16 protein-coding genes and 1 pseudogene are annotated in these 18,778 nt (G+C 56.8%); 10 read left to right on the top strand and 7 right to left on the bottom strand.

Annotation, left to right across the window (positions count from 1 at the left end):
- The first annotated feature begins 403 nt into the window (after positions 1-403).
- Positions 404-1,984, top strand: coding sequence for a copper amine oxidase N-terminal domain-containing protein (locus DQG13_RS27940; protein ID WP_113023485.1), 1,581 nt, complete (start codon positions 404-406; stop codon positions 1,982-1,984).
- A gap of 100 nt (positions 1,985-2,084) precedes the next feature.
- Here the strand turns inward: DQG13_RS27940 and DQG13_RS27935 are convergent, their stop codons facing one another.
- Positions 2,085-3,326 (bottom strand): purple acid phosphatase family protein, encoded by a 1,242-nt coding sequence (locus DQG13_RS27935; protein ID WP_258525902.1) that lies wholly within the window; start codon positions 3,324-3,326, stop codon positions 2,085-2,087.
- A 190-nt stretch (positions 3,327-3,516) separates the two neighbouring features.
- On the opposite strand from DQG13_RS27935, the gene DQG13_RS27930 reads away from it, so the two are divergent.
- From DQG13_RS27930 to DQG13_RS27915, 4 genes are all read left to right on the top strand, one after another.
- The gene (locus tag DQG13_RS27930) at positions 3,517-4,230 is read left to right on the top strand and encodes a polyphosphate polymerase domain-containing protein (RefSeq protein ID WP_113023486.1); all 714 of its coding nucleotides are present in this window, start codon (positions 3,517-3,519) and stop codon (positions 4,228-4,230) included.
- Between the two features lies 1 nt (position 4,231).
- Positions 4,232-4,906: a DUF4956 domain-containing protein gene (locus DQG13_RS27925; RefSeq protein ID WP_113023483.1), complete on the top strand. Its 675-nt coding sequence runs from the start codon at positions 4,232-4,234 to the stop codon at positions 4,904-4,906.
- A gap of 18 nt (positions 4,907-4,924) precedes the next feature.
- The gene (locus DQG13_RS27920; RefSeq protein ID WP_113023482.1) at positions 4,925-6,730 is read left to right on the top strand and encodes a CotH kinase family protein; all 1,806 of its coding nucleotides are present in this window, start codon (positions 4,925-4,927) and stop codon (positions 6,728-6,730) included.
- Positions 6,731-6,871: 141 nt separating this feature from the next.
- Positions 6,872-7,525 carry an FMN-dependent NADH-azoreductase gene (locus DQG13_RS27915; protein WP_113023481.1) on the top strand — a complete coding sequence of 218 codons (654 nt, stop codon included), beginning with the start codon at positions 6,872-6,874 and terminating at the stop codon, positions 7,523-7,525.
- A 219-nt stretch (positions 7,526-7,744) separates the two neighbouring features.
- Here the strand turns inward: DQG13_RS27915 and DQG13_RS27910 are convergent, their stop codons facing one another.
- Positions 7,745-7,900: a DUF1540 domain-containing protein gene (locus DQG13_RS27910; protein WP_113023480.1), complete on the bottom strand. Its 156-nt coding sequence runs from the start codon at positions 7,898-7,900 to the stop codon at positions 7,745-7,747.
- A gap of 227 nt (positions 7,901-8,127) precedes the next feature.
- Between DQG13_RS27910 and DQG13_RS27905 the strand changes: the two genes are divergently transcribed.
- On the top strand, positions 8,128-8,640 hold the full coding sequence (locus tag DQG13_RS27905) for a hypothetical protein (protein ID WP_113023479.1): 513 nt from the start codon (positions 8,128-8,130) through the stop codon (positions 8,638-8,640).
- Positions 8,641-8,670: 30 nt separating this feature from the next.
- A complete protein-coding gene (locus tag DQG13_RS27900) occupies positions 8,671-9,858 on the top strand; it encodes a class I SAM-dependent methyltransferase (protein ID WP_113023478.1) in 1,188 nt (395 codons plus the stop codon).
- Here the strand turns inward: DQG13_RS27900 and DQG13_RS27895 are convergent.
- Positions 9,855-10,541, bottom strand: a complete 687-nt coding sequence (locus tag DQG13_RS27895) for a response regulator (RefSeq protein WP_113023477.1) — start codon at positions 10,539-10,541, stop codon at positions 9,855-9,857. The genes DQG13_RS27900 and DQG13_RS27895 overlap by 4 nt on opposite strands.
- Before the next feature lie 65 nt (positions 10,542-10,606).
- Positions 10,607-11,824, bottom strand: coding sequence for a sensor histidine kinase (locus tag DQG13_RS27890; RefSeq protein WP_113023476.1), 1,218 nt, complete (start codon positions 11,822-11,824; stop codon positions 10,607-10,609).
- Positions 11,825-11,992: 168 nt separating this feature from the next.
- On the opposite strand from DQG13_RS27890, the pseudogene DQG13_RS27885 reads away from it, so the two are divergent.
- From DQG13_RS27885 to cls, 3 genes and pseudogenes are all read left to right on the top strand, one after another.
- Positions 11,993-12,916 (top strand): annotated as a pseudogene (locus DQG13_RS27885) (ABC transporter ATP-binding protein).
- Positions 12,900-13,850: an ABC transporter permease gene (locus tag DQG13_RS27880; protein WP_220094456.1), complete on the top strand. Its 951-nt coding sequence runs from the start codon at positions 12,900-12,902 to the stop codon at positions 13,848-13,850. The pseudogene DQG13_RS27885 and the gene DQG13_RS27880 overlap by 17 nt, the downstream one beginning before the upstream one ends.
- A 142-nt stretch (positions 13,851-13,992) precedes the next feature.
- Entirely contained in the window at positions 13,993-15,420 is a 1,428-nt protein-coding gene (cls, locus tag DQG13_RS27875) for a cardiolipin synthase (RefSeq protein WP_113023474.1), read from the top strand.
- Between the two features lie 49 nt (positions 15,421-15,469).
- On the opposite strand, the gene DQG13_RS27870 is transcribed toward cls, so the two are convergent.
- From DQG13_RS27870 to ku, 3 genes are read right to left on the bottom strand one after another with little or no spacing between them, the layout of a single operon-like run.
- Positions 15,470-16,399, bottom strand: coding sequence for a DNA polymerase domain-containing protein (locus DQG13_RS27870; protein ID WP_113023473.1), 930 nt, complete (start codon positions 16,397-16,399; stop codon positions 15,470-15,472).
- Between the two features lie 50 nt (positions 16,400-16,449).
- Positions 16,450-17,397, bottom strand: coding sequence for an ATP-dependent DNA ligase (locus tag DQG13_RS27865; protein ID WP_113023472.1), 948 nt, complete (start codon positions 17,395-17,397; stop codon positions 16,450-16,452).
- A gap of 1 nt (position 17,398) precedes the next feature.
- Positions 17,399-18,388: a non-homologous end joining protein Ku gene (ku, locus tag DQG13_RS27860; protein ID WP_113023471.1), complete on the bottom strand. Its 990-nt coding sequence runs from the start codon at positions 18,386-18,388 to the stop codon at positions 17,399-17,401.
- Positions 18,389-18,778 lie beyond the last annotated feature (390 nt).

Here is an 18,778-nt window from a genome sequence, read left to right as displayed (position 1 = left end):
GAATTTCCGATATTCTCCCAACGTAAAAAAGGACCGTCAGGGCGATGTTCCCTGACGGTTTTTCTTAGGCTTGTCTCCTGCTGCTCCTGGGCTGCTCGGCCCATTGGAAACGGACACAGCTTCCGTTATTGGGCGAAAAATCGGCGTTTTTGGAAATATGCGGACAGAGAATCCGTTATGTTGGGCAAAATCGGCGGTTTAGACAGCCAAACAACGACATAACGTACCGTCGGTCCGCGAAATCCGCAAAGGTGCTTATTTTTGAAAAATAACGTACCGTATGTCCGAATGGATAACCGTCCCCGCCTCGAAGCATTATTTCTATATTTCTTTTGTGCTAGAGCAGGAAATCCCCCCATAGTATGGAAAAGGTATATCAGGTTTTAGAATAGGAGGCAGATGGATGAGAAACACGACAAAGCGCTATGGGATTTTATTGGCTGTGGTATGTTTGATTGCAGGTCTGATCGGCGGCTGCCAGGCCGTCGGCGGTGTGGATTTGAACAAGGCTTTATTAAGCTCCTTCGATATGAAAACCATGGAGGGCAAAGGCTCTATCGAGGTGTCGCTGGACCTGGATGAGGCTGCTCTGGAAGAAGCGGGGCCGGATTCGGCTGTACTGGCGGCGCTTAGCCCCATGAAGCTGAGCTTCGACCACATCAAGCAGGAGAGCACCCAAATTGCTTCGGTAAAAGGCTCTCTGGAAATAGCCAAGAAGACCATTCCTTTTTCCGCATACATATCTCCGGAGGCGCTGACCGTCCTGCCGGAGGGGGCGTCCAAACCCTTTACCGTCTCCACCAAGGCTCTTGCCGATCCCACTGGGGATTTGGGCGCAGGCACGGATATGGAATGGCTGACCACGCTGCAAAAGAAAGCGGAGGACCCGGCCTATTTCAAGCCGCTGTATGAATATCTGCTGGGCAAGCTGCCGAACCCCTCCAAGCTGAAGCTGGATTCCGGCAATGAAACCATTAACGGGGAAAGCGTCTATCTGCATCATGTCCGCGCAGAGCTGGACGGCAAGGAGCTTCTGCCGCTGCTCCGGACCTTCATTCTGGAGCTGCTGAAGGACGATCAGGCGATGAAGGCGGTTATTGCCCAATACTACGATATCATTCAAGAGGCAGTGAACAGCTTTATCCCGGCGGACATCAATACCGGCGATGAGCTTGGTTCGGTGCTTGGCGCCATCCGCTCCATTCTGGCCAACAAGGAGGAGGGGGTTGAAGTTGTCCAAACCGAAGCCAAGCAGCTTCTGGTTATCCTCCTGGTGCTGCTGGACAGCCAAGGAACGGAAGCCGTGAAGCTCCTGGGCGACAAATCCTCCATGACTGTTGATTTGTATGTGGACAACAACATGAAGGTCCGCAAGTCCGGCGCTAATCTGCTTCTGGCCCCTTCGGACACAGAGGGCAGCCCGGTGAAATCCATCCGCGTAACAAGCAGCTTTGAAAACTGGAATGTCAACGGTACGGTAAAGGCGGATGCCATCTCCACTGACGGTGCGGTGGATCTTGTCAAGCTGGAGAGCTCGGAGGAAGCGCTGGAGAACCTGAAGACCGATTCCGCCCTCTACAAATTGTTGAAGGACGATCTCCACGTAACCCGCAAAACCGGCTACTTCTTCGTCATGCCGAAGGAAAGCCTGGACGAGTATACCGCAGGCTGGGCCGCCTATAATGACAATGGCGTAACGATGGTTCCCGCCCGTTCCTTGGCCGCCAATCTGGATATGGACCTGGCGTGGGACGAAGCCAGCCAATCCGTTGTTCTGACCACGGCTGACGGGAAAAACAACATTCGTCTGACAGCAGGGAGCAGCAAGGCTGCGGTTAACGGCGCAGAGGAAATTTCCCTGGAGCGCCCGGCGGTGCTGGAGCAAGGCGCCTTGTATGTGCCGCTGCGGAATGTGGCCGAATCCCTTGGCGCTGTTATCCAGTGGGAACCGGATTCCTCGTCCATTCTGATCTTTCTGGATTAAAACTCTCTATCGCCAGCAGCAACAAAGCCGGGGCTTGCGCTCCGGCTTTTGTTGTGTGGAATGACGGCCTGGTCTGAACTGGTCTAGCTTGGCCTTCAAATTAATGCTCCAGCACGAACTGGTCCAGCAGCCGTCCCTCCACATCGTAAGCCCGGTAGGTCAGGACATTGCCTGAGACGGTGATTCCCCCGAACATTTGCTTGTTGTTCTGGAAATGGACCTTGTGGTAGAACAGATCCTCCTTCTTCTCGTTAAACTTGGGCCCCGCCGTATTCGGGGTGACATAGACTGTGCCTGCCCGCTCCCGGACGGGATCATCTCCGTTGCCTGTGATTTTGCCGCCGCGCAATGGATAAGAACGGGAATATTCATGATTATGCCCCTGCAGCACCAGATCCACCTGGTATTCGTCGAATACCTTCACCCAATCCTCCAGCTTCCCGTACATATTCCCCCCGTAAGCGCCCCGGTGAATAGCCGCAATCCGCCAGGGCTTGTCCGACGCGGCCAGATCCTTTTTCAGCCAATCCCGTTGTTTGTTCAGATCCGACTCCGTATTCAGCACAACAATATGCACGGGGCCATAATCAAAGGAATAGCTGGGGCCCTTATCCTTGGCTGCAATCCCGTTCTCCGGCAGAAAAAAACGGGAGCGGTATTCCAGCGCGTCGTTATCCACCTCATCATGATTGCCGGTTACAGGCATCAGAGGCACCCGGGACAGAACAGAGCGGGCCGTATCGAAGAAATAGCGCCACGCCGCCGGATCATCGGGATTTTCGGTCAGATCCCCCGTATGCACGATGAAGGAAGCCTGGGGATATTTCTCCATGGCCTTATTCAAGGTACGGCTCCACAGCCGGAAATCCGCCTCCGTCTCCCCCTGGGAATCCGCCACATGCAGGAAGCTAACCTCCGCATCCGCTCCGCCCTCCGGTCCTGTGACAAAGGAAGCCAGTTCGCTCCACACATCCGCCGCCCCGTCTCCCAACCGGTACCAATACCGGGTGTTGGGGGTGAGGCCTGTGGCCTCCGCCCGATAAACGCCCTCGGGTTTACCCTGTTCTCCGGTGCGGATTTCATGGGAGGCGGGGAAGCTCATGACGCTTTCCCCGTCCTTTAAGCTTTCCCGGCTTGCAGCAACCTGCAGCAACCCGGCCGCCTCCCCCTGTCCGTACCGCCAGGTAAAGGCGCGGGAGTCAGACGCCTCGCCGCGGAACGTCATTCCAATGGAATAGGGCTTATCTGTCCCGCCGGTAACGGATTCTTTTGCAACCAGCAGCAGAACAACCAGAATAACCGCTCCAACCCCCGACCATATGGCAACTGAACTCCATTTCAAGGCAATGCTCCTTCCGTTAGGTTGATTTCGATCAGACTGTTGGGGAATTGTTTTACACTCCGTTAACATAAGGATAACATTCAGCGAACATTCAGTCTTCCTTAAACCAACATTCATAATGAACCGTTATGATAGTCTCAAGCAACAAGGGAAGCCCTTCTCTCTTACGAGACTATACGAAACGGGGTGCATATACATGGCTTTGAAATACCGCAATGAGCTGAAATTTATGATCAATTACCACCAGTATTTTACCATCCGGCAGCGTCTTAAAGCATTGATGAAACGGGACCAGCATGCCGGGCCTGACGGTGAATACCATATCCGCAGCCTGTACTTTGACGATATCGGCAACAAGGCGCTGGATGAAAAGCTGGGCGGAGTAAGCGACCGGATCAAATACCGGATTCGCATTTACAACATGGAGGACAAGGTAATCCACTTTGAGAAAAAAATCAAAAGGAACGAATACATCGCCAAAGTGAAGGAGTCCCTCACCCGCAGTATGGTGGATGAACTGCTCCATGGCAATATTGAGGTGATGAACGTTCCGGACAAGCCGCTGTTTGCCGAGCTGTACGATGAGATGAAGCACCGGCTGCTGCGGCCCAAGGTGATCGTGGATTACGTCCGGGAGCCGTATGTCTGCGCCAACGGGAATGTCCGGATTACTTTTGACAAGGAGCTGCGGAGCGGGTTAAGCAGTACCGATTTGTTCGATGGGGAGCTGGGGGCCGTCCGGGCGCTGGATGAAAACTTCATCATTCTGGAAGTGAAGTATGATGAATATCTGCCTGGTTATATCCGGGATGCGCTGCAATTGGAAGGTTTACAGCGGCAATCGGCTTCCAAGTACGTGATTTGCCGCAAGTTTATCAAAATGAACTCCTGGGAGGACCAATAATATGAACTTCACTGACCTGATTAAAAACTCCGTTATGGATAATTTCACCGCCAACATCGACATCAGCAAAATCATTATCACCATGTCCATTTCGTTTCTGCTGGGTTTCTTTATCTACATTCTGTACAAGCGGATTTTCAGCGGGGTGCTGTACTCCAAAAGCTTCAATATTTCCCTGATCGGCATGACCATGGTTACGTCGATGGTGATCATTGCGGTCAATTCCAATCTGGTCCTGTCTCTTGGCATGGTCGGCGCTCTGTCCATCGTCCGGTTCAGAACTCCCATCAAGGACCCTACTGATCTGATCTTCCTGTTCTGGGCGGCGGCAGTGGGCATTGTTACCGGGGCAGGCTTCTATTCTCTGGCCTTGGCCGCGTCTGTGATCATCGGCTTGGTTATGTTCATCTTTATCAAGAAGGCGTCTTTTGAAACCCCGTATCTGCTGGTTGTGAATTGTGAGGGCGACGATAGCGAGAGCGATGTGATGAAGGCGGTGCAAAGTGAGGCCAAACGCTTCAATCTGAAGCAAAAAACCGTATCCCGCGGCAACGTGGAGCTGACCATTGAGGTTCGTGTGAAGGAAAAAGAGGCCCAATTCGTCAATCGCGTCTCTGCTGTTGACGGTGTCAAGAACGCCGTGCTGATCAGCTACAGCGGCGACTATGTATCCTAAAAGCGGCGGTGACTTCAGATGAAATCCAAAACGGCGGTACCCGTGCTGGTCATACTGTTTGCGGTGATGCTGGTGGCCGGGCTGTTGGGGTACTATTCCAGCGGCCCGGAGGCTTTATCTGTACCGGCTGCCTCTTCGGGAAAAGCGGCAGAGGAGCTGTCGGAGACGATTTTTCCCAAGGATAAGGTTATCGATGTGAAAATTACGCTGGATGAGGCGGATTTTCAGGATATGCTGGATAACGCCTCTCTGGAGGAATACAAAACGGCCTCCGTGGAATATAACGGGGTTACGCTTCACAATGTAGGCATCCGCACCAAAGGAAACCTGTCCCTGCGCAGTGTGGTTCAGATGCAGGATTCCGACCGGTACAGCTTCAAGCTTTCCTTTGATGAATATGTGGACAGTCAAACTCTGGCCGGCATCAGCAAAATCAATCTGAACAATAACTACAGCGACGCCTCGTACATGCGGGAATTCCTCACCTACGAGCTTGCGGAGGAGATGGGACTGCCTACGCCGGGCCATTCCTACGTCAATGTTTATGTCAACGGCAAGCTGTGGGGCTTCTATCTGGCGGTGGAGCAGGTGGGCGCCGCTTATCTGGAGCGGAACTTCGGAAACTCCTACGGCGCGTTGTATAAGGGCGAGATGACCGGCGTCGGCAGTGATCTGACCTGGCTGGGAGAGGATATCTCCAGTTACACCGGTTTGGCGCAAAAGTCCAAATCCTCCAACGGGGATATTCTCATCGACATGCTGGATGAGCTGAACAACGGCACCGACTATGAGTCCGTGCTGAATGTGGACAATGTGCTCAAGTACATTGCCCTGAATGCGGCCACCAACAATATGGACAGTTATTTGGGGTCCAATAAGCAGAATTATTATCTTTATGAGGATGACGGCATCTTCAACGTGCTGCCCTGGGACTATAACATGGCCTTCGGAGGAATGGGCGGTATGGGTGGAATGGGCGGCGGCATGAACCGCGGAGGCGGAGGCAATAATGCCGTCGGCCAGGCGGCGGGCAATGCCGATGCGGCAGGCGCGGCAGGACAGCAGCAAACTGCCCCCCAAGCGGCATCGGGGGCATCGGTGCTGATTGACGAGCCTACCCAAGGGGCTGTGGCTGAGCGGCCGCTGATCGCCAAACTGCTGGCGGTGGATGAATACAAGGAGCGGTACCATGCTATTTTGCAGGAAATCAGCGAGGGTTTCCTCTCGGAAGCGAACTTCAATGCCAAAGTAGATGAGCTTGCAGCCAAAATCTCCGCTTATGTGGAGAAGGACCCCACCTCCTTCTATACCTATGACCAGTATCTGCAGGGAGTGGAGCAGCTTAAAACCGTCAATGCCACGATGATCGCCAGCGTCACCCAGCAGTTGGACGGCACGATTGCTTCCACCAACAACGGGCAAGGCAGCGGCGGCGGAATGGTCGGCGGCATGAGAGGCGGAAGAGGGGAGGCCAACGGCCAGCAGCAGGGAGGCTTCCCGCAGCAAGGCGGCCAGGGCGGTCAGCAACAGGGAGGTTTCCCGCTGCAGCAGGGCGGTCAGCAGAACGGCCAGCAACGGGAAGGTTTCCTCCAGCAAGGCGGTCAGGACGGCCAGCAGCAGGGGGGAGGCCCCATGATGCCGCAGGATTTCGGCGGTGATATGGGAGGCGGTCCCCGAGGCGGCATGATGCCCGGAATGGCCGGCGGCCCCGGCCAGCAGGCTGCCCAGTCAGGCAGCTCCGGCGAAGCGGCTGCCGCGGGAGTACTGCTCCTTGTGATGCTGGCGGCAAGCTGGTTTATCCTGCGGTTCAGACATCAGCATTAACAATCAACAGGCTCCGGAGCTATGCTCCGGGGCTTTTATACTGCCGCAGAGCCGGAAGCGGGGAAATTATATTTTCCCCGGAAAAAGCGAAGACTCAAAGAGGAACACAACAATCCCTATTTTTAAAAAGGAGAGAAATCCATGTCCACCCTGCTGTATATTACCGCCCACCCATTGGATCACCAAGCCTCCTATAGTCTGGCTGTCGGGAAAGCCTTCATCGACGCTTACCGGGAGGCGCATCCCCAGGACAATATCGTCCATCTGGACCTGTACAAGCTGGGCATCCCCTATATTGACGCCGATGTATTCAGCGGTTGGGGCCAGTTGCGCTCGGGAGCGGCCTTTGACAAGCTGTCCGATGCGGAAAAAAGCAAAATCGCCAAGCTGAACGAGCTGGTGGACCAATTTGTGGCCGCCGATAAGTATGTGTTTGTAACTCCCTTATGGAACCTGAGCTCCCCGCCGGTGCTGAAGGCTTACATCGACGCCATCTGCATTGCCGGCAAAACCTTTAAATATACCGAAACCGGACCTGTTGGACTTCTAAACGGCAAGCTTGCCCTTCACATCCAGGCCAGAGGCGGCATGTATTCGGAAGGCCCGGCAGCCGCTCTCGAAAGCGGACACAGCTATTTGGTGAAAATCCTCAACTTTATGGGCGTTACCCAAGTGGATGCGATTTTTGTTGAAGGGATGAGCGCATTCCCCGACAAAGCCGAGGACATCAAACAAAAGGCCATTGCCCAGGCCAAAGAAAAAGCGGCCCAATTCTCATTGGCGGGAAAAGCGTAAATATTGTCCAAATCATTCACCCCCGGGATGTCCATGCGGACAGCTTGGGGGTTCTATTTTGTGGCGGCTCCCACCGCCGTTAAAATTTGCAGAGACCCGCATTTTTCACGAAAACGATGATAATCATTCTCAATAATGGCTATACTATAATCAACCAGCCGCGGCATCCGGCCCCTCAAAAAAAGAAGAACGGCAGTGGCGCTGCCGCTCTTCCGGTGATCAGACCTTGGGTTCAAAGGTTTTGCAATCCGTTTCTTCCGAGTTGGATGCTTGTTTGCCGCGGTGGTGGGTTACTTGAATGGAAGCTGCTCTGCATTGATTGCCGTTCGCCCAATATTTGCAGGAATTGACTTCGCACATAACGTCCTTAGCCATCGGTGTTCACCTCCCCTCATCAGTAGGATGGTCGCAACCGGGGGCACCTTATACATGGAGCGCCGGAATTTCCGCGGACTTCCTCATCGCTCTTGACCCCGCACAACCTGCTTTGGCATGCCGAAGCGGTTTTTTTGCCGTTGGCCGAATCCGCTCATTTTCCTTTTTTTCCGGGACTTTGTATAATGAACCCATTGGCAAACGAAGAAATAGGGGGAGAAGCCGTTATGATCATGCTGCGGATTTGCCGAACGCCTGCACAATTGGCCAACGGGGCCGAGGCTTTGTCCCTGCCGGCGGCGCTTCCCGCTGCCCGGGAGATTGCCGGGAAATGGGGCTGCGAGCTGGTTCCCACAGGAGAAATGCTGGTCCCGCCCTTTGGGGGAAAAGAAGGCTGGCTGCTATTGCCCGACATTATGCACCGTCTGCAGGGCATTCTTCTGGCGTGCCGGCAGGGTCCGGCGGGAGTCCCGGAGCTGCTGGTCGCCCGGGAGGAGGAGGCCACCACCTGGGAGGATTTCCTGCTGATGAAGCTGGCGCATACCCTGGCTTACCGGCTGAAGGGACAGCTTTTCTTCGGGGAGGAAATGGGAGAGGAAACAGAGCCGCTTCCCGTAGAGCCGGAGCGTTTTGCCACCTTTGAAGCCTATGTGGACCGGGTTCTGGAAGCCGAGGACGATCTGGTGAAGGAAATCAAAAAAGCATGGATCTATGCCCACCGCAAACGGGCCATCCGATAACAATGCCTCAAATACAAAGGACGTGCATATATGGAAGAGTTGAGAAAGCTGACGGAGGAGTTATGCGGGGAGGGCAAGCTGCTTCACGCCGTGCTGAGCAATCCCCGGAATAAGGCGGAGGGGCTGCCCTCCAAGCTGAAGGCAAAGCCGGTGCTCCTGAAGGGGGAGCGGATGGTTCAGCTGGAGAAAACCGTCGGGGCCAAGGCCTATCATGAAAATGTGACACCGAAAGAAGCCGCGGCGAAGCTGGCGGAATGGCTGGCGGGCCATTTCCGGCAGGGGCTGCTGCAGACGGCGGAGGCGGACTATCAGGTGCTGGTGGACAAGCGGGGCAAGGCCGCCATTCTGCGCAAGGCGGCCACCAAGCAGCAGGCGGAGATGGGGCATAACCGCAAAAAGCAGTATTTGCTGGAGGAGGGCATTCCCGTGCCGTTTCTGGTGAAGCTGGGGGTGATGAACCGGGAGGGCAAGGTGCTGGCCCCCAAGTACGACAAGTTCCGCCAGATCAACCGCTACCTGGAGATGATCGAGGATGTGACGGAATATTTGCCCCGGGACCGGACGGTCCGGATTGTGGATTTCGGCTGCGGCAAGTCCTATCTGACCTTTGCCCTGTACCACTATCTGGTCGCCGTCCGCGGCATGAAGGCGGAGATTGTGGGCCTTGATCTGAAGGCGGATGTCATCGCCCATTGCTCGGCACTGGCGGAGGAATTCGGCTACGGGGGGCTGAGGTTCCAGACGGGAGACATCAGCCAATACGAGGGGGCGGAGCAGGCGGATATGGTGGTCACCCTCCACGCCTGCGACACGGCAACCGATGCGGCCTTGGAAAAAGCGGTGCGCTGGAATGCCGGCGTCATTCTGTCCGTGCCCTGCTGCCAGCATGAGCTGAACCGGCAGATCAAGAATGAGCTGCTGTCGCCCATGTTGGACCATGGCCTCATCAAGGAGCGCTTCTCCGCTCTGGCCACAGACTCCATCCGGGCCAGTCTGCTGGAGCTGGCCGGTTACCGGACGCAGCTGCTGGAGTTTATCGATATGGAGCATACGCCCAAAAATATCCTGATCCGCGCCGTGCGCCAGCCGCAGACGGACCGCAAGCGTCTGGCGGCCCAGGCCCGGTCTTATCTGGCCTTCCGGGATATGCTGCACGCCGAGCCCTATCTGGAGCGGGCGCTCCGGGACATTCTTCAGCCGCTGTTGGAGGAGGCCTAAACCATGCCTTCATCCTGCGCTTTTTTGGCCGCTTGAATCCGGTCGCGCACATCCATTTTGGAATAAATGCTGGAAATATAGTTTTTCACTGTTCCTTCGGATAAATAAAGCCGCTCCGCAATTTCACGGTTGTTCAGCCCGTCGGCGATGCATTCCAGCACCTGCTGCTCCCGTTCGCTGAGCCCGTAGGAAGCGCCGGAGCGGCTTTGCTCCTCATGCATTGGGGCCGACGCAGCCCCGCGGCCATCCGGCGCAGCCGCACCCTGGAGATGGGCCACCATCATCTTGGCGATATCCTGGGGAATCAGGGTCCCGCCTTTGTGGACCCACTTGATCCCGGAAATCAGATCCCGGGGATGGATGGCCTTCAAAAGATATCCTTCGGCGCCAGCTCCCAGGGCGTCCACTACATACTGGATTTCCTGGAAAGTGGTCAGGATAATCACCCGGATCTCCGGGAACCGGGCTTTAATCCGCCGGGTGGCTTCCACACCGTTCATTTCGGGCATATGGATATCCATCAGGACCATATGGGGGGACGCCGTGCCGCAAAGCTCCACAGCCTTGCTTCCGTTCTCGGCCAATCCCACCACCTGAATCTCCGGGTCCATGTCCAGCACAATGTGCAGACTTTCCCGGATCAGGTCCTGGTCATCCGCAAGCAGCAATCTGATCTCGTTCAATGCTTTTGCGCCTCCTTGTAAAAGCTGTGGGAATCCGTCCTTTGCCGGGTCTTCCGGCGAGCCAATTATTCACTTATGCCGGAGCTCCGCAGGACGGGAATGCTGCACACCACCGTAACTCCCTTCTGGGCGGAGGGCAGCACCTGCAGCCGCCCCTGCAGCGCAGCCAGACGGTCCGCCATGGCCGTCAGCCCGAAGCCGGGTTGGATATCCCCGCCGCCGACGCCGTCATCAGAAATGGTCAGAGTGTAGCGGCTGGGGGCATATTCCGCATGGATGCGGACAGACGAAGCCAGGCCGTGGCGCTTGGAATTGGTCAGTGCCTCCTGGAGGCAGCGGATCATGGTCAGCTGCGCCTGTCTGGGCAGCTCGTATTCCTGGCCGGAGGTGGTGAGCTGAATTTCCGTGCCGGTATTGATGCCGAAATCCCGGGCCATCTGATCCAGCTGGGCGGCAAAGCCGTCCTCTCCCTCCGGCAGGGCCATCTGGTGGATGCTGCGGCGGACCTCCTCCAGACCGTCCCGGGCCACCTGCCGGAGCACATCCAGCTTCTCCCTGGCCATGGCGGGATTAACCTCCAGCAGGTACGACACCGCATCCATTCCCATAATCACAGTGGTGAAGGTATGCCCCACCGTATCATGCAGCTCCCGCGACATCCGGTTGCGCTCCTCCGCCACCGTCAGCTTCTCCACCTGGCTGGAGTATTGTTCCAGCACCCGGTTTTGCTCCTGGACCAGCCGGTAAACCCGGAGATTCTCCTCATAAAGCTGTTTTACACTGTAATGGGAGTACCAAATCTTGTGGATGCCCAGCCCCAGGCCCAGCATGATGGCCGCATTGACGGAGGAGGCAATCATCGCGGCAAAATCGAAGCCTTCGGGATAGGCGATCCATACCTCCATCATGGGAAGAGCCAGCACAAACAGGACAACGTTGACTATTAATATGTAACAGCCTCTGGAATGAAACCCAAGAAGCAGCAGGGCTACTGTAACCAAACCGGTCAACTCGCCGTATTTATAGGTGATAAACAGGCTTAAAGAGCCGCTGGTAGCCAGCACGCTGAAGGGCAGCGCCCACAAATGGGTGTAGCCGGGGTGCCAGAACAGAAGCGGGGTAAAGTAGCAGATAAGCAGCGCCAGCGCAAATCCGGCCCGTTCGGTGAACCCGGCCAGCTGCGGAACCGTCATTACATATAAGAGGCCGATGGCAAGGCCCGAGGTGAGCACACCCAGCATCACCCAGTCCAGCCATTGCCAGGCCCGTCTTTCGATCAGCATAAGAGCATCTCCCGTACCGGACTTTTTCCCATTGTACTAAATTCCGGCGGAAACCTGAAGTGAGCGCGGTCATGTGACTGCCCGGGTCCATGTTGGGAAAGGAGACTATGCAAAATGCGCAGAACGCGCTATGATAGATGACAGCAATTGGTAAAACGGGAGGTATCCATGAACGAGCCCATTGTTGCGCTGCAGAATGTCACCAAAAGAATCGGCGGCAGGACGATCATCGATAAATTGAGCTTTCAGGTTCCCAAGGGAGAGGTGTTTGGCTTCCTGGGCCCCAACGGAGCGGGCAAAACCACCACCATCCGGATGATGGTGGGGCTTATGTCCCTGACCGAAGGGGATATCCTGATTGATGGGCACAGCATTCGCACAGATTTTGAGAAAGCGATCAAGCAGGTGGGGGCCATTGTGTAGAATCCGGAGATGTACAAATTCCTGTCCGGATGGAACAATCTGGTCCACTACGCGCGGATGGTGCCCGGCATCACCCATCACCGGATTGCCGAGGTAGTGAAGCTCATGGGGCTGGAGAACCGTATCCACGACAAGGTCAAAACCTACTCGCTGGGCATGCGCCAGCGGCTGGGAGTGGCCCAGGCAGTGCTGCACAAGCCCAGGCTGCTGATTCTCGACGAACCCACCAACGGCCTTGACCCGGCCGGAATCCGCGAGCTGCGGGACTATCTGCGCCTGCTGTCCCGGGAGGAGGGGGTATCGGTGATCGTGTCCAGCCATCTGCTGTCGGAGATGGAGCTGATGTGCGACCGGGTAGCCATTATCCAGAACGGGCGCCTGGTGGATGTCCGTTCCACCAAGGAGCTGGTGCAGGCGGGAGGCCGCAGCGCCGTGGTCTTCGAGGTATCCGATACCAAGCTGGCGCATCAGGTGCTGGCCCAGAATGACGGCGCTTATCCCGCCGAGCTGCAGCAGGAAGGGATTGTGCTGCAGCTGGACCGGGAGGAGATTGCCGACGTTGCCGCGCTGCTGGTTCATGCCGGGGTGAGGATTTTCGGAATCCGCCCGGTTACCACATCCCTGGAGGACAAATTCCTGGAAATGACGGGAAGTGATCAAATTGCTTAGCCTGCTGCAGAATGAAAATATGAAGATATACCGGCGGCTGCGGACCTGGATTTTAATCGGCATCCTCATTGCCATTTCCTGCTCCTTCTCCATCATCAGCAAATGGACCGATTCCGGGTCCAATGAAGGCTGGGAAATCCGCGCCCAAGCCCGGCTCTCCGCCAACCAGGCTTACCTGGCGGAGAACACCCGCCTGCCGGTGCTGGCCCAGGAGGAAATCCGGCGCTCCATCCTGCTGGACCAGTACCGCCTTGAGCATGACATCCCGCCTTCGGAGAATACCCTGTGGGGCATGGTTATGTCCATGTCTGTCCTGATTCAGCTGGTCACCATCTTCACCGTGGTGATCGCAGCGGATATTGTGGCGGGCGAATTCGCCGCGGGCACCATCAAGCTGCTGTTGATCCGCCCTGCCGGGCGGTCCAAAATTCTGCTCTCCAAATACATATCGGTGAGCCTGTTTTCCCTGCTCCTGCTGGTGGTGCTGTTCGCCTCGTCCTTTCTGGTAAACGGCTTGCTGTACCAATTTTCCGATATTGGCGCCCCGTATCTCCACGTGGGCAAGGACATGGTGGTGGAGGAGAGCAGCATGGTGCTTCATGTGCTTTCCACCTACGGGCTGAAATGCATCGAGCTGATTATGATCGTTACCCTGGCCTTTATGATCTCTACCGTATTCCGCAGCAGCTCGCTTGCCATCAGCATGTCCTTATTGTTTTTGTTCCTGGGGCAGGCCATTACCAACTTCCTGAGCTATTGGAGCTGGGGGCGGTTCTGGCTGTTCGCCAATACGGACCTCACCCAGTATATCGAGGGCAAACCTCTGATGGAGGGGATGAATATGACTTTTTCCATCATGGTGCTGGTGGCCTATTTCCTGCTGTTCAACTTCCTGTCCTGGTCCATCTTCCAAAAGAGAGACGTTGCCGCCTGATTGATCCCCCGAATGAAGCTGCATCCCATTGACCGTCTGACCGTTGCCGGAGGCGGTTTTTTGTTGTGTTCCGCGGGGAATACTAGAGGTCTGGCTTCTCGAAGTCCTGCGAAAGAAATTCCGCGAAACGGGAGGGGATATTTTGTACTGGATTCTTGGCCTCTTGTGCCTGTATATTCTCCAGACGGCGATTCTCCTGGTTCTGGAATACCGCCATCCCGACAGGGCAATGGCCTGGCTGGTCATTCTGCTGGCGCTGCCGGCGGCGGGGATTGTCCTGTATGTTTTCCTGGCCCGGCAGTACCGGCGCAAGCGGCGGATCAAGCGGCTTCCCGAGGGAGTCTGGGAAGGGCTGCGCCGGGAGATGGACCGGCTGTCCGACCTGTTCCGGCCCGGCGGGCAAGAGGCTCCGGAGATCGGAGAGGCGCCGCGGCTTTTGGGGCTCCTGGGCCATCTTCCGGAAGCGCCCATTACCCGGGGCAATACAGTGGAGTTTTATCATGCGGGGAAGGAGCTGTTTCCGGCGATCCTTCAGGCCATGGACCGGGCCGAGGACCATATCCATATGGAATATTACATCATCCGGGATGACGGAATCGGCCGTTCGTTCCGGGATATGATGGTCAAAAAAGCGCGGCAGGGAGTGGAGGTCCGCCTTCTTTACGACGGCATCGGAAGCATCGGCCTTCCCGAGGAGTATCTGGAGCGGCTGGAGGAAGCGGGTGTGGAGACGGGCTGCTTCCTTCCGCCTATGGCGGCTCTTGCAGCTAAACGGCTAAACTACCGCAACCACCGGAAGATTACGGTCATTGACGGCAAAGTCGGCTTTCTCGGAGGCCTCAATATCGGTGATGAATATCTGGGCTTGGACCCCAAGCTGGGCTTTTGGCGGGATACCCACATGCGGGTGGACGGGGACGCGGCATACCGGCTGCAATACACTTTTTTGCGGGACTGGTATTTGGCCAAGGGGCGTCTGTTGGAGGGGGCGCGTTTTTTTCCCGGGCAGGAGAGCAAGGGAACGGAGCTGGTGCAGATCGTCAACAGCGGACCGGACAGCAAGCGGGATGCCATCCTGGAGATGTATTTTTCCGCAATCGCTGCAGGGGAGCGGAGAATCTGGCTGGCTACGCCCTACTTCATTCCGGAAGGGGGAATCCTCCTGGCCCTGAAAACAGCCGCCTTGAGCGGAGCGGATGTGCGGATCATCCTGCCGTCCGTGCCGGACTCCCGGGTAGTGTATTGGGCCTCCCTGTCTTACCTGGAGGAGCTGCTGCAGGTGGGGGCAAGGGTCTTTTTGTACCAGGACGGATTCATTCATGCCAAGGTGCTGATTGTGGATGACAGGCTGGCCACTGTGGGCACCGCCAATATGGATATGCGCAGCTTTTTCAGCAATTTCGAGCAGAATGCGGTGCTGTTTGACCGTCATCTGGTGGACAGGCTGGCGGGGCAATTTCAGTTGGATCTGCGGAAATGCCGGGAGCTGGAGGCATCCGAATTCCAGGGCGGGTCCGTCTGGAAAAAGGGAAAGGAAATCGTAGCCAGACTTCTGGCGCCGCTGTTCTGACGGAGCGTCCTTCAGGTCCGCTGCTCCTTTATCCGAAACGTAAGGCGCCTCAGGTCTTCCTTAGAAACCGCAGCACCTGATCCAGAGACTGGGGGGGCACCTGACGGATCAGATCCCCCAACCGTTCCAGCCGCGGGCCGATGGTCAGCAAATTGAAATCCCTGGGCTTGCAATTGGCCTCCACCTCACTCCACAGAAGGGGAGTGGAAATGGTGGCATGAGCCTTAGCCCGCGGGGTATAGGGGGCCGGCAAGGTTTTGCCGTACCAATGCTGCAGATAATCCACATAAATGAGGTCGCCGCGGTTTTTCTTCAGCCGCTCCAGGGTAAACAGGGTTGGGTGGCTCTCCACCAGATACTTGCCAAGAAAATGGCCCGCCTCCCGCAATTGGGCAAAGGTATACCGTCCTGGCGGGATGGGAATGTACAACTGGACTCCCGTGGCGCCGGAGGTTTTGGGCACGGATTGAATCCCCATGCGCTCCAGGGCTTGGCCTGCCAGATAGGCCGCCTCCATGATCCGGGGCTCCTCCGCCAGACTGGGGTCAATGTCGATCATCCATTCCGCCGGCAGCTCCGACCCGAGCTCATGCAGCGACGGATGAAATTCCAGACAAGCCAGATTCCCCAGCCAAACCAGAGTGGGAATGGAGTCCAGCACCACATAGCGGATGTCCTGGAGCTGGGCTGTGGGAACAAAGGGAGGCAAGGGCTCAGGGGCATTTTTTTGGTAGAAAAAATGCGGGTCGCCGGCGCCGTGTGGATAACGGATGGTGGTTAAATAGCGGTTGGAGGTATACCTCAGGAGGTATGGAGCCAGCCCGATAAGTGTTTGCAGATACATCAGCTTGGTGATACCAACCTCCGGGTAGAGAGGCTTGTCCGGATTGGTTATGGTCAGCTCATGGCCGTCGATGGTTACAGTGCCCGTCACTGTTTTATGGGGCTTGGACCGGGTTGGGGCAGGGGTAGGGGACATATGGGACTCCTCCTGGTGGCGGTTTAGCCGTCAGATTCTTTCAACCGGATTTAGGGAATGGGCAGGGAAACCAGCTTGGAGTGGCGCAGCAGACCGGCGTCGGTGATCTCCAAACCTGTTACCCGGCAGCGGAAGGGCTGCTCCAGCCAAGCCAGGCTGATCCGCTTCAGATCGGCGGGCAGCACCGGGAAGGGGCCCGGCTGGCCCGAGGGAGAGGGGACATACGCGGGAAGGGCGGCGAGCCTGCGTTTCTGCTCCTCGTCCAGACCCAGGGAAACCCGCCCGAAGTAGCTCCCTTCCAGCATCATAATGAGACTGGCCAGCCGCCCTTCATTGTACGTAAAGCCAACAATGTCCACATCCTCCTGAATGAAGTTTTTTTTCTTCAGCCAGTCCCGGTGCTTCTTCCCTTCCTTGTAGACGCTGTCCAGCCGTTTGGACACCATGCCCTCCCAGCCCTGGGCCTCCACCCAATTCCACAGGGCGGCCCCGTCCGTGAACAGATCCGTCACAAACAGCCGCTCCTGCTTGACGGGCAGAAGACGCAGCAGCTCCTGATGGCGTTCCCGGAAAGGCCGCTCCCGCCAATCCCGGCCTTGGGAATACAGCACATCAAAGACGGCAAAGCGCACCGGCTCGGCCGCTTCCGCCCTGGCCACAGCCGCGGGATTGCGCAGCCGCTCCCGCTCCAGCACTCTGCGGAAGACGGGCCGCTGCCGCTTCTGGTCAAAGACGAAGGCCTCCCCGTCCAAAAGGCAGGGTTCATCCATGGCGGACAGCAGCTTCGCCAGCTCCGGGTAGGCGCTGTTCTTGGGCAGCAGCTTCCGGGAGAACAGCTCGGCGCTTCCCGGCCGGATACGGGCCAGGAGGCGCACGCCGTCCCATTTCAGCTGGTAGCCCCATTCCTCCCCTTCGGGGATTTCCTCCTCCATCACCGGGATCATGGGCTCCCCGGGCAGGAGGATAGGGCTGATAGTTCCAACTCCTCCACCGCTCATGCTAGACCGTCTCCTTGGACGCGGCATCCTTCGCGGTTTTGCGGGGACGTCCGCGTTTGGGCTTGATATCCTCTGTGCCTGTCATCCCGCCTGCTGCATCCTCAGGCGAACCGGAACCAGCGGTAGGGGAAGCCGACGAACCTGCGGCGGGACCAGGGGCGTTTTTCCTGGCTTCGGCAGTTCCGGGCCCCGCCGTTTTGGCTGCTCCCTGGGCTTTTGCTCCGCTTTTGGCCGCCTCCAGACTTGCCTCCAGCGCCGACATCAGGTCGATGACATTGGTCCGCTGCTGCTCGGGAGCCACTTGAATCTCCTCGCCGGCTACCTTGCGGGAGATGGCCTCATAGACGGCGCTGCGGTATTCGTCGGTATACTTCTCCGGCTCGAAGGGAGTGGAGAGCTGTTCAATCAGCATTTTGGCCATGGTCAGCTCTTTATCGTTGACGCTGGCCTGCTCGGGGAGATTGGGCACTTGGGTGATAGGCCGGATTTCGTCGGGATAAAAGATGGTCTCCAGGGCCAGGCAGCGGTCGATTACCCGAATGGCGGCCAGACTGCTTTTGGAGCGGATGGATACCTTGGCGATGCCGATTTTGCCTGTTTCCGTCAGGGAGCGGAGCAGCAGATTGTAGGCATTGGAGCCCGTGTCCGCGGGGGCCAGGTAATAGGTTTTTTGGAAGTAAACCGGGTCAATTTCGTCCAGCTGGACAAAATCCATGATTTTGATTTCCTTGCTCTTTTCTCCGCTCAGCTGCTCCAGCTCTTCCTTGTCAAAGATGACGAAGCGCCCCGGCTCATGTTCGTAGCCCTTGACGATTTCCTCCCAGGGCACCTCCACCTGGCAGGTCTGGCATTTCCGCACATACGACAGAGGCGTGGAGCAGGGCTTGTGGATCATGCGCATGGAAATATCTTTGTCCTCGGTAGCCGAGAACATCTTCACCGGAACATGGACCAGGCCAAAGCTGATGGCCCCTTTCCAGACGGTATGCATGGAAATCCCTCCTGTGGCGTAAAGACTGGCTGTGGGGTATCTGGCAAGGCCGGGCGCAAGCAAAGGCGGCCAGGCAGGCCGCATTTTGCCGCGGGAGTCCCGCACCATGCACGGTCATAGTCTTTGCTTCAAGGGGATTGGCCATGCGCCGGGGAAAAGGATGACAGCCGGGGAAGCCGCCCCCTGTCTCACTTGACCTTCTGCAGCCGAAAGGCGCTATAGAAGTAAGTATGGGAGGGATGAAGGGGGCAAAGGCAGCAGAAGGGTAGACAGTGGGAGGGCAGCGCCCTTGTAAGCATGGGGGACAGCCCCTAAAATGCAAAAGTGCATTTATTTTCTTGCTGGGATCGGTTGGCGAATGGCAAAATGCAAAAATACATCTAATTAGGG

Source organism: Paenibacillus sp. YN15, from assembly GCF_003285005.1.
Taxonomy (GTDB): Bacteria; Bacillota; Bacilli; order Paenibacillales; family NBRC-103111; genus Paenibacillus_AR.
This window is presented reverse-complemented; position numbering and strand designations above follow the sequence as displayed.